Raw genomic sequence first — 11,217 nt, forward strand, 5'->3', positions numbered from 1 at the left:
ATGCTAGCATACGCGACTTCCGAAACAGGACCCCTCCGTCGCATTCCGCGCCAGACGGGTCGGTCGGCCTTCCTTACATCAGCATTTGGGTAACTGCACCATGACCATGGCCAAAACCTCGCTGGACAAAAGCAAGATCAAGTTTCTGCTCCTCGAGGGCGTACACCAGACTGCGGTCGATACTTTGAACGCCGCTGGCTACACCAACATCGAGTACCACACAGGTTCCCTGCCGGAAGAGCAGCTCAAGGAATCCATCGCCGATGCGCATTTCATCGGCATCCGCTCACGCACCCAGCTGACCGAAGACGTCTTCAGTCACGCCAACAAGCTGGTCGCGGTCGGCTGCTTCTGCATCGGCACCAACCAGGTCGACCTCGACGCCGCCATGCGTCTGGGCGTAGCGGTATTCAACGCGCCCTACTCCAACACCCGCTCGGTTGCCGAACTGGTGCTGGCTGAAGCTATCCTGCTGCTACGCGGCATTCCGGAAAAGAACGCATCCTGCCACGAAGGTGGCTGGAGCAAGAGCGCCACCGGGTCCTTTGAAATCCGCGGCAAGAAGCTCGGCATCATCGGCTACGGCTCGATCGGCACCCAGCTGTCTGTGTTGGCCGAAAGCCTGGGCATGCAAGTGCTGTTCTATGACGTCGTGACCAAGCTGCCGCTGGGCAACGCCACTCAGGTGGGTTCGCTGAACGACCTGCTGGCCGAAGCCGACATCGTCACCCTGCACGTGCCGGAAACCGCCGCCACCAAGTGGATGATCGGCGAGAAGGAAATCCGCACCATGAAGAAAGGCGGCATCCTGATCAACGCCGCTCGTGGCACCGTGGTCGATATCGACGCGCTGGCCGCTGCCCTGGGCGACAAGCACCTGAACGGCGCCGCCATTGACGTGTTCCCGGTTGAGCCACGCGCCAACGGTGAAGAGTTCGTCAGCCCGCTGCGCGAGTTCCAGAACTGCATCCTGACGCCGCACATCGGCGGTTCGACTATGGAAGCACAAGCCAACATCGGTCTGGAAGTCGCCGAGAAGCTGGTTCGCTACAGCGACAACGGCACCTCCATCACCTCGGTCAACTTCCCGGAAGTCGCTCTGCCGTCGCACCCGGGCAAGCACCGCCTGCTGCACATTCACGAGAACGTGCCTGGTGTCATGAGCGAGATCAACCAGGTGTTTGCTGCCAACGGCATCAACATCTGCGGCCAGTTCCTGCAGACCAACGAGAAAGTCGGCTACGTCGTCATCGACGTCGACGCCGAGTATTCCGATCTGGCTCTTGAGAAGATCCAGCAGGTCAAAGGCACCATCCGCGTTCGCGTGCTGTTCTAAGCAGCTCGCCGCAATACAAAAAGGGGCGCAACCACCATGGTTGCGCCCCTTTTTTTGTCTCATCGCGACATTCTGGGTAGCTCGACTCCAGCATACGCCAAGAAGGTTCACGGATATTTTGGCGACGGAGTGTGCACTGGGGGATCGCTAAAGGTGCTGGGCAAGCAGCTCCCCGTGGCTCGCAGTGAAGGCGAAAAACAAACCAAATTGAGCCCAAAAATAGTTTCGCTGTAACGAACCTAAAACCTAGCCTCCCAACAACGCACTCAACTCGTCCAGCTGCTCTTCATTGAAAACCCGCACCCCCTCCTGCCGCAGCGCAGCAGCGGTAACCCCTTCGCCGCTGACCCGCACACCAGAAAAGCTACCATCGTAATTTTCGACATTGCCACAGGACGGGCTGCGCGCCTTAAACAGCGCGTAGTGGATATTGTGCTGGCGTACCAGCGCCAGCGCGTGCTCGGCGCCACGAACAAAGGGCGCAGTGACATCTTCGCCCTGATCGGTATGCACCGGCAGCTGTCCGGCCAGCACCTGCGCACCTTGACCGCCCGGAATTTCCGCTGGCGCGCGCGGCGTCGGCAATCCACCCGCCACTTCAGGACAGACGATCACCAGACGCCCCTGCGCCTGCCAGTCGAGCAATTGCTGCAGCGGATCAAAGCCGCCACCGTCATAACGAACGCGCTGCCCAAGCAGGCAGGCGCTGACCAAAATCTTCTCCATTCGCACTCCTGAAATGGCTACGCAGTGGAGGGCTTAGCGCAGCAGAGGATTATCCGGCCGGCGGCGGAACCAGCCAGTCAGGCTGGCGCGCTCGAAGCGCGAAGCCAGCACTTCATGCTCGACATCAGCGCTGGTAAAGATCACCACGGTTCCCGCGCGCGGGGCGACATCGCGTTCACCGCCCGGCAGAAACAGTCGCAGCTCGCCGCCGTCGCCCGGCTGCCAGACCGAGTTCAAATAGGCTACCACCGAAATAGTGCGCAGCGGGCTGTCCTGAAAGCGGTCCAGGTGACGCTGATAGCCGGCACCGGGCGGATACAGCGCGTAGTGGGTTTCAAAGGTGTCGAGCCCAAGAAACAGGCTGCGGTTGAGCGCCTCACGCAAGCCATCCATCAGTGTCATGTAGGCTCTCCCGGCCGCAGTCGGCGGGCACTCGTCCAACCAGCGGGTGTAGTCGCCGCGAATCTCCGGCACCACCAGCGGCCCCTCGCCACGACCAATCGCTGCGGGCGTCAGATCGTCCTGCTGCCACAGGCTGCGGCAGTCTCGCTCCAGCGCCTGCGCCAGCACCTCGGGCAGAAACTGCTCCTGCACCGACCAGCCGCGCTCGGCCAACTCATCAACCACGCACGCATAACGGCTGGCCGGTACCAATGGGAACTCGGACATAATGACACTACTCAAAGGGAAGGACGTCTACTCATCGCTGCTGGCGGAGGGCTGGAGCACAGCAACAGAAGAACATCTGCTACCGTGCGCAGCGACGAATGCCTCATTTTAGGTGATCGCCCCCAACAGGCAAGCAATTTTCCGCACTGCCACATTCAGAGAGAATCATGTCACAGACATTGCTCCGCGCCGCCCAAGGCACAGTCTTCGCCGGTCTTGTCAGCTTTGGCCTGGCCGTTCAGGCCGATACCCACCAGCTCTACCAGGCCTCCGGAATGCAGACACATCAACAGCACTTCCAGCAAGCCTTGAGCAAGGCAAGCAGCCGCTATGCCGCTCAGCTACCGGCCGCACTGGCCGACAGCCTGATGCGCAAGAGTAGCGAACGTTTCGCCCCGGATCGCATGGAAGCCCGCGCCATGGCCAGCCTCTCTATCAACCTGTCGGACCAGCAACTGAATGACGCCCTGCAGTTCTATCGCAGCACCCTGGGCCAACAGATCATCGCCGCCGAAACCCGCGCCACCTCGCCCGCCGAGGTCAGCCGCATGCAGGACGGGGTACCGGCACAGAACACCAGCGCCGCGCGGACAGCGCTATTGAGCCGCCTCGGCAAGCAACTCCCGGCTCTGGACATGGGTGAAGAGGTATCGCTGGCGTTGGCGAGTCTGGCGACCCAGAGCGCGAATGACATGCTGGGCGGACTGCTGACCATCCCGGACGGTCTGGCAGGACAGGGCCGCGGAACGCTGCGCGCGCAGATGGAGCCCAACCTGCCGCAAACCCTGGCCTACGTCTACCGGGACCTCAGCGACCAGCAACTGAGCGACTACGCCGACTGGAGCGAGTCCGACACCGGCCGCGCCTTCTTCCAGGCCGCCAGCGCCGCCGCACGCGACGCGCTCAACCCGTAGTGCCCTGGTAACACCGACGGCATGCTCTGCAGCCCGCGCTGGATCAGGTGCGGCAGAGCAAAGGCTACCCACGCTGGCGCGATGCTCTGGTCGACGGGCTGATCGCTCTGACCAACGACAGCACCGGTGACAGCCAGCGCGGTCGATAGCTCAATAGCAACAGACTGAGCACGGCTGCCGGCGTCAGTGCGGCGGCCCACAGCGCGAGCCCCACCGACGGACCCGCCGTGCGCACCGCCGGCCACAGCGCCAGTAGTAACAACGCCCAACCAATCAGCTGCAGGGCGCGCCCCTGACCAGCGGAGGGCTTGTGCCCAGCGGCGGCCTCAGAGTGTTTGGGCATCGCCAGGCACAGACAAACCATGCCCAGCAGGCACAGCAACAGCGTCAGCGTAATCACAGGGCGACCTCCTGACGACGCGGCGCCGACCGAGGGCGGGCAGCGCGTACCGGCGGCTGATGGCGGGCGAGCTTCCAGGCAGCGAAGGCCAGTGCAGCTGCCGTTGCCAGCAGGGTCAGATCCATGCCCGCCAGCAGCCAGTCAGCCCGTCCCAGACTGCTGAACAGGCCACTGTGGGCCGACAGCAGACCGATCAACGGCAGGCTGGCGAACAGCAGCGCACCCAGCGCCAGCTGCTCCAGCCAGGCTTGGCGCGCCGTACGCAACAACGGATGCAGCAGGCAGAGCGCCCAGACCAGAAAGAACACGTTGATTTCCCAGTCCAGACGGCCCGGCATCTGGGCCGGCAACAGCCGGTTGGCCAGAAAATAGGCGGCGATGGCGCAGGGCAAGCCGGCAATGGTACCGACATTCAGCACCTCAACCAGCCGATGACCAAGCGGCGTGCGCCCCGCCTTGATACGCTGCGGCAGTCGCTTGACCACCCAGAGCACCAGCCCGGTAGCGATCATCGCGGTACCCAGCAGGCCGCTGACAAAGAACAACCAGCGCAGCGGCGGGCCAGCAAAGCGAATCAGGTGCAGACTGGAAAACACGTTATAAACCGCGCTGGCCACCGCTGGTGTCTGCTCCACCGGCTGTGTCAGCGCCTCGCCGCTGACGCCATCAAACAGCAACCGCTCGGCGCCACCGCGCTGGAGCAAGCTGTCGCCGCCCTGCTCGCGCAGCTCCACCTGCGCTGCAGTGGTATTGGGTCGAGTAATGCGGATGCTTGCCACACCCCGCTCCCAGCGCGCATTGGCTTCAGCCAGCAGTGGCGCCAACGGGGTCAGCGCAGCGGGCTCAGAAGCCACCTCGGCCACGGGTTCACCCCGACTCCGCAGCTCGCCAAAGAACGCCTGCATATTGCCCTGATACTGGCTCTGCACACCCCATGGCATCAGCATGAACATCAACAGCAGCAAGCCGCTGTAGGTGATCATGAAGTGAAACGGCAATGCCAGCACGGCAGTGGCGTTGTGGGCGTCCAGCCAGGAACGCTGCCCCTTGGCCGGGCGGAAGGTGAAGAAATCCTTGAAGATCTTCTTGTGCGTCACCACTCCGCTGACGATGGCCACCAGCATTACAAAGGTCGCAATGCCGACGATCCAGCGCGCGGCCTGGCGCGGCATGGCGTACAACTCAAAGTGAAAGCGATAGAGAAAGCCCCCGCCCCGCGTTTCACGCACCTGCAGAGGCTCACCGCTTGCCGCGTCCAACGTCAGCCGCTCGCCTCCCCTTTTGCCGATATGCTCACCCGGCGCAAACCACTGAATCTGCAACTCAGGATCGCGCTCGTCCGGCAGATCGATCTGCCAGAGCTGCGCATCCGGCGCACGGCGTTGCAACTGCTGCAGCGCCAACTGGGTGCTCTGCGGCCCCGGAGTGGCGGCGTGCAGCTCAGGTTTCATCCAGTAGCTGATCTCATCCTGGAAAAAGCTCAAAGTCCCGGTCAAAAACACCGCATACAGCAACCAGCCAAGCAGCAACCCCACCCAGGTGTGCAGCCAGGCGTTGCTCTGCCGAAAGCCCATGCCGTTCATAACACCCCCACCCATAACAGATGTGCCAGCGGTGGCAGGCAGAACAACACAGTGACCAGCCAGGCACGCAGAGCACTGCTCGCGCAAAACGCCCAGATCACCAGCACGCAGTAGATCAGAAAGGACAACTGGGTTGCCGCCAGCACCGCCTGTGCCGCCTCACCGGGCAGCAGGCGTGCCAGGCTGGCGGTATAGAGCGCGGCCAACAGATAACCGCCCAGCACGGCCAGAAGGCAGCGCACAGTTACATCCAAGCGCCGCAGCGCCAATGCCGACAGCCAGAGCGTCGGCGGAGAAAGATTGCTCATTGGGAAGGTCCCTGACTTGCGCCCTGCACAGGCGCTGAATAAGAATGCATATCACTATCGCAATTTTGGCTGACCAGATGCTGACAACCGGCAGGACATCCGCGCCATGAAACTACTCATCGTCGAAGATCACCCCTCGCTAGGCGAACTGCTGGGCAAACACCTGCGCCGCAGCGGGTTTGTGGTTGACCTCGCGCAGAACGGTCAGGCCGCTCTGGCCATGCTCGACCTTAGCCAGTACGACGCGATGCTCCTTGATCTGGGTTTGCCCGATATGGATGGGCTGCAACTGCTGACCCAACGTAGCCGCAGCCGCAACCCGCAATTGCCCTGCCTGATCCTGACCGCCCGCGATGCCGTACAAAGCCGCATTGCCGGGCTCGATGCCGGTGCCGACGACTACCTGCTCAAGCCATTCGACATGGCTGAACTGGAGGCCCGTCTGCGCGCCGTACTGCGCCGCTGCGGCCCTCGCCAGAGCAGTCGCCTGCAAATGGGCAACCTGAGCTTTTGTGAACAGCATCGCGACGTCGAGGTCGACGCCCGGCCGCTGCTACTGCCCAAGCGTGAGCTGGCCCTGCTCGAGGAGCTGCTGCGTAGCGCGCCACGGGTGGTCGTCAAGGATCATCTGGAAGAGCGCCTGTACGCACTGGACGAGGCCGTCACGCCCAACGCCATTGAAGCCGCGGTGTCACGCCTGCGTCGCAAGCTGGCGACGGCGGGTGCCGACGCCAGTATCGAAACCCTGCGTGGGTTGGGCTACCGGCTCACCCAGGCTTCGGCCTGAGCCGCTGATCAGAAGCCCCCGCTCGACAGGGACTAGAAGTTAAATGCCAGCCCCAGGTTCAGGCGACGACCATCCAGCCTCTTGCCGTAGTCCTCAGCGGTCACTTCCTTGTCGAACAGGTTGTAGAGCCCGCCGTAGACATCAAAGTTATCGCTCAGGTGATACAGCGCACCGACATCAACCAGGGTGTAGGACGGCAGCTGGCTGGAGGAGTCTTCCACTGTGCTGCTCTTGTAGCGAGCCTTGGCCCAGACGCCCAGCGCCTCGGTTGCCGCCCAGTCCACGCCCAGATTGAGCATATGCTTGGGCAGGTTGTTGAACGGCTGACCAACACTTTCCGGCGAGTCCTTGGACTCGGTAATCTCGCTGTCGGAGTAGGTGTAGTTGGTCTTCAGGTCAACCGGACCAAGCGGCACATTGAAGAACAGTTCCACGCCACGCAGCTCGGCCGAGTCGTGGTTGGTGTACTGATTGATGTATTCACGCGTCACCCCGTTAACCTCGCAGATCGGATCCGAGCCGTCGCGGGTATCGCAGATCACCTTGCGGCCAATCTGGTCTTCAAACTCGGTGTAGTAGACCGTGGCGCCGGCGTTGATACCGTTGGCCGCGTCCCACATCACGCCGGCTTCATAGTTGACGCTGCTTTCCGGCTTGAGGTCTGCGTTACCCATGTCGAAGGCGCGGCTACGCGCCGCGTTCTCAACAATGTTCGGGTCCGCCTGTTTCAGCGTTGGTGCCTTGTAGCCACCGCTCACGCCCCCTTTGAGCACCCACTCGTCAGTCATCCGATAAACGGCATACAAGCGCGGGATCAGCTCTTCACCATAGTGCTCATTCTCGTCGTAACGCAGGCCTCCGGTTAGTGACAGATCTTCGGTCAGGTAGTATTCATCTTCGATAAACAGCGCTCGCTGCCAACGTTCGAGCGACAGGTTGTTGGCCCGACCATAGAAGCGACTGCCGTCATGATCGGTGGTTTCCCACTTGTACTCAGCGCCCAGGGTCAGGGTCTGGTTTTCCAGCGGCAGCACCGTCTTGGTGTTGGCCAGCGTGCTGGCGTAGGCCGATTCGACACTGCCGTTCTCGATTTCGACTTTCTCATCGATCAGGAAACTGCGGGTCTCGAAGCGCTCGCCCCAACGCAGCGTGTGGGTCAGGCCATAATGCGTGCGGACATTGTTCATCTCTCTCTGCGAGCCAGACCTGCCGGTTCGCTCATTGTCGTGCTCGGCCCGCCCCCCCTCCAGCTCGAGGCTGTTGGCATCGTTGATTTTCAGGTTCAGCGTCGCGGTGCCGTCCGTCCGCTCCTTGTCAGCGTAACCGCCCTGAATGTCATCCTCGTCACGCTGGTAGCTGGAGCCGTAAAGAGTCAGCCCAAGGCGATCAGCCACCAGTGGACCACTGACATAGAAATTGGCCTGGCGCGCGGCACCAGCATCGCTATCCTGTTGCAGCAGGTAATCGTAGCTGACGCGCCCACCCCATTCGTCCGCCACTTCCTTGGTGATGATATTGATTACCCCCGCCAGCGCACTGGAGCCGTAGAGCGACGACATCGGGCCGCGAATTACCTCGATCCGCTCAATGGCGTTGAGCGGTGGCAACCACCCTACCTGCGTGGCACTGCCGAAGCCGTTGTAATAGGCCTCGGTCGATGCGCCCAACGGCTTGCCGTTGATCAGAAACAGGGTGTAGCTCTCACCCAGGCCACGAATATTGATGCTGGTGCTTTCCAGCTTGCCGCCAGCACCGCCTTCGATGGATACACCCGGAATATCCTGCAGGGCGTCAGTGACATCACGATAATACTTGCCCTCCAGATCGTCCTGAGTGATCACGGTGATCGAGGCTGGGGCATCGATCAGTTGTTGCTCGTAACCGGCCGCCGTCACCACAATTTCCTTGAGTTCGACAACATCACCGTTGACGTCGTCCTCAGCAAGCGCTGGCGAGGCCGCCACGGACAGCGCCAATAGCGCCGGACTGAATCGCTTGTGCAGATGTTTGGTTTGTGCTGGCATGCGTGCTGACTCCCCTGAAACCATTAATGCAAATGATAAATATTCTCAATATTATTAGCGAGCGACACTATGCCAGCGCTTGCTGACGGCAAGCTGACGAGATCGCGGCGCAGCCTGCGCCTGCGAATCCTGATTGCACTGCTACTGGTATTTGTCCTCGGCGCCAGCCTGTCGGCCGTGCTCACCTATGGAACGCGGGACGACCTGAGGCGCAGCATCCTGCAGCTACAGGCCCGTACCGTCAGTGAGCACTACAGCGCTGATCAGCCCATCAGCACACTGCCGCGCTACCACGCCGGCAGCGAAATGGAGTACACCCTCTACAATCCAGACGGCAGCCTTCACAGCTTCGCCGATTACATGCCGCGCCCGCGTCGCCTGCGTCTGCCCACGCCGGATGATCACGACAGCTGGTGGCACTGGAGCCCCTTTGGTGGGCAGGTGATCAATGTGCCCATTGCACTGCCCGATGGCTCCGTGCTGATGGTCTCGCGCAACGATGCGGCAGAGCGCGACATGCTCAACCAGTTGCTGCTTGATCGGCTGCGTCACAGCCTGCTGTTTATCGTGCCCCTCGGCCTGCTGAGCACCGCGCTTATCCTCGCCCTGCTGCACTGGACTCTGCGCCCGGTACGCCGCGCGACCGCGCTGGCCGCCAATATTGGCCCCCAGGCGCCGGACCAACGGATTCCGCTGGCCGACCTTCCGCAAGAAGTGCAGCCGCTGGCCAATGCAGCAAACCAGGCGCTGGACCGACTGGCCGGGGCTTACGATGCCTCGCAGCGCTTCATCGCTGATGCCGCGCACGAGCTGCGTACGCCGCTGACGGTGCTGGACCTGCGACTGCAGGACGCTCGCCGCAGCGGCAAGCCGGATTGGGTGGCACTGGAACAGGAAATGCGCCAGCTCACCCGGCTGGCAGAACAGCTGCTGGCGCTGGCGCGTCAGGAGGATGGACAGCGCGTCGCCGCTCCGCGCAGCAGCACGGCACTGTCACGGCTAGTGCGCGAAGTGGCGGCCTCATTGCTGCCGCTGTTCGAAGCACAGCAGCGGCGACTGGAGATACAGGTGGAGGATGGGCTGGAAAGCATGGGACAGGCTGAGGAGCTGCGCTTGGCACTGGTCAACCTGCTGGAGAATGCGCTGCTACACGGCCGGGGTCCGGTACATCTGCGCGCCTGGCGCGGCGCGCAGATGGTGGAAGTCAGCATTGCCGATGCTGGCCAGGGTGTCCCCAAGGCCCAACAGGAGGCGATGTTCGAGCGCTTTCGCAAGGGACGACAGGACAGCACCGGTACCGGTCTAGGGTTGCCCATTGTGCGTCGGGTAGTGGAAAACCTCGGCGGCAGTGTCTGCTTCGACGCAGAACACCCCAGCACCCTGCGTCTCAGCCTGCCTTCCACGCGATAAGGCCAGGCTGGTCAAGCGCGCTGACAGCGTTGACCAGCGCGCCCAAAAATCAGGACAACAACCGCGGCGCAAGCCAGTCGAGATACTGCTGACGCAGCGTCTGGTGCTCATTGGCAAGGTGGTGACGGGCGGTTGGCAGGTAGAAGGTGTCGAGCCCGGAAAATTTGCTCTCAAGCACCTGAATGTTGTGCTGCCAGTCGACGGTACCGTCCTCCTGCCCCTGAATGATCAGCGGCCGATGCGCCACTGCTGCGGCCGACTCGATGCGCGGAATCCAGCGCTCCAAAGCCTGTACCCAGGCAACCGGCAGCACCTGCGGCTGCAGCGGATCCTGACTGCGGATAAAGTCGAGAAACGCCTGATCAGTGGAGTTATCGGTAAACCGGCGGCTGAGCTGCTGAACAAAGCCACCCAGCAGCTTTAGCCCCATCTGCGAGAAGACCCACTGTTTAGGCCGCACCAGCGGCGCCATCAGCACGGTCTGCCCCAGTTCCGCCGGCAACGGGCCATGCAACAGACGGTCGATCAGAATCGCCCCACCGGTACTTTGCCCGAGCATGTGCCACGGGGCCGGCAGCTGCCAGCGCAGCGCCTGCTCCAGTACGCCATCAAGCACTTTCTGGTAACGCAAAAAACAGTCAATGCTGGCCCGCTCGCCGCTGGACAGGCCATGCCCGGGCAAATCAAACGCCAGCACCGCGTAATGCTGCTCCAACGCCCACTGAATCAGGTGGCGGTAAAGCCCCATGTGATCGTAGTAGCCGTGCAGGATCAGCAAGGTGCCGCGCGCCACCGGCGGTTTCCAGATCTGCGTGGCGACGCTGAAACCATCGACCTCAATACGGCCCAGATGCTGTTCGGCCCGATCGCGAAAATCAATACCGTAATAGCCAGCGTAACGGCGCGCAGCCTCATCCGTCGCCAGCCCCGGGGCAAGCACGGGGAGACGTTCAGCGAGAGAAGAAAAGAAAGCGTGATCCATTCGGTGTCCAGTGAGAGAAGGAGAAACAGACCCGCCGGTCACTCCCTGTTCCACGGCTGGCCCGACAGAATTACGCCC

General features: G+C 62.1%; 11 protein-coding genes. 4 read left to right on the forward strand and 7 right to left on the reverse strand.

What is annotated here, in order from left to right:
- The first annotated feature begins 106 nt into the window (after positions 1–106).
- Positions 107–1,336, forward strand: coding sequence for a phosphoglycerate dehydrogenase (gene serA / locus ACKPCU_RS18490; RefSeq protein WP_321351894.1), 1,230 nt, complete (start codon positions 107–109; stop codon positions 1,334–1,336).
- Between the two features lie 246 nt (positions 1,337–1,582).
- Here the strand turns inward: serA and ACKPCU_RS18495 are convergent, their stop codons facing one another.
- Entirely contained in the window at positions 1,583–2,062 is a 480-nt protein-coding gene (locus ACKPCU_RS18495) for a 2-thiouracil desulfurase family protein (protein WP_321348950.1), read from the reverse strand.
- A 33-nt stretch (positions 2,063–2,095) separates the two neighbouring features.
- Positions 2,096–2,731 (reverse strand): 2OG-Fe(II) oxygenase, encoded by a 636-nt coding sequence (locus tag ACKPCU_RS18500; RefSeq protein WP_321348952.1) that lies wholly within the window; start codon positions 2,729–2,731, stop codon positions 2,096–2,098.
- 167 nt (positions 2,732–2,898) lie between these two features.
- Between ACKPCU_RS18500 and ACKPCU_RS18505 the strand changes: the two genes are divergently transcribed.
- On the forward strand, positions 2,899–3,645 hold the full coding sequence (locus tag ACKPCU_RS18505; protein WP_321348954.1) for a DUF2059 domain-containing protein: 747 nt from the start codon (positions 2,899–2,901) through the stop codon (positions 3,643–3,645).
- Positions 3,646–3,709: 64 nt separating this feature from the next.
- On the opposite strand, the gene ACKPCU_RS18510 is transcribed toward ACKPCU_RS18505, so the two are convergent.
- From ACKPCU_RS18510 to ACKPCU_RS18520, 3 genes are read right to left on the reverse strand one after another with little or no spacing between them, the layout of a single operon-like run.
- Positions 3,710–4,045, reverse strand: coding sequence for a DUF3325 domain-containing protein (locus ACKPCU_RS18510; protein WP_321348956.1), 336 nt, complete (start codon positions 4,043–4,045; stop codon positions 3,710–3,712).
- Positions 4,042–5,628 carry a PepSY-associated TM helix domain-containing protein gene (locus ACKPCU_RS18515; RefSeq protein WP_407651866.1) on the reverse strand — a complete coding sequence of 529 codons (1,587 nt, stop codon included), beginning with the start codon at positions 5,626–5,628 and terminating at the stop codon, positions 4,042–4,044. The genes ACKPCU_RS18510 and ACKPCU_RS18515 overlap by 4 nt, the downstream gene beginning before the upstream one ends.
- Positions 5,625–5,936, reverse strand: a complete 312-nt coding sequence (locus tag ACKPCU_RS18520; RefSeq protein ID WP_321348961.1) for a hypothetical protein — start codon at positions 5,934–5,936, stop codon at positions 5,625–5,627. The genes ACKPCU_RS18515 and ACKPCU_RS18520 overlap by 4 nt, the downstream gene beginning before the upstream one ends.
- A 106-nt stretch (positions 5,937–6,042) precedes the next feature.
- Between ACKPCU_RS18520 and ACKPCU_RS18525 the strand changes: the two genes are divergently transcribed.
- Positions 6,043–6,723 carry a response regulator transcription factor gene (locus ACKPCU_RS18525; RefSeq protein ID WP_321348964.1) on the forward strand — a complete coding sequence of 227 codons (681 nt, stop codon included), beginning with the start codon at positions 6,043–6,045 and terminating at the stop codon, positions 6,721–6,723.
- A gap of 32 nt (positions 6,724–6,755) precedes the next feature.
- Here the strand turns inward: ACKPCU_RS18525 and ACKPCU_RS18530 are convergent, their stop codons facing one another.
- Complete coding sequence (locus tag ACKPCU_RS18530; protein WP_321348965.1) at positions 6,756–8,747, reverse strand: TonB-dependent receptor domain-containing protein; 1,992 nt, start codon at positions 8,745–8,747, stop codon at positions 6,756–6,758.
- Between the two features lie 69 nt (positions 8,748–8,816).
- Between ACKPCU_RS18530 and ACKPCU_RS18535 the strand changes: the two genes are divergently transcribed.
- A complete protein-coding gene (locus ACKPCU_RS18535) occupies positions 8,817–10,157 on the forward strand; it encodes a sensor histidine kinase (protein ID WP_321348968.1) in 1,341 nt (446 codons plus the stop codon).
- A gap of 49 nt (positions 10,158–10,206) precedes the next feature.
- Here ACKPCU_RS18535 and bipL read toward each other — a convergent pair whose 3' ends face one another.
- Positions 10,207–11,139 carry a phospholipase BipL gene (gene bipL, locus ACKPCU_RS18540; protein WP_321348970.1) on the reverse strand — a complete coding sequence of 311 codons (933 nt, stop codon included), beginning with the start codon at positions 11,137–11,139 and terminating at the stop codon, positions 10,207–10,209.
- Between the last annotated feature and the right edge of the window lie 78 nt (positions 11,140–11,217).

Origin of the sequence: Halopseudomonas oceani (genome assembly GCF_963677335.1) — a bacterium.
In the GTDB taxonomy this organism is placed as follows: Bacteria; Pseudomonadota; Gammaproteobacteria; order Pseudomonadales; family Pseudomonadaceae; genus Halopseudomonas; species Halopseudomonas oceani.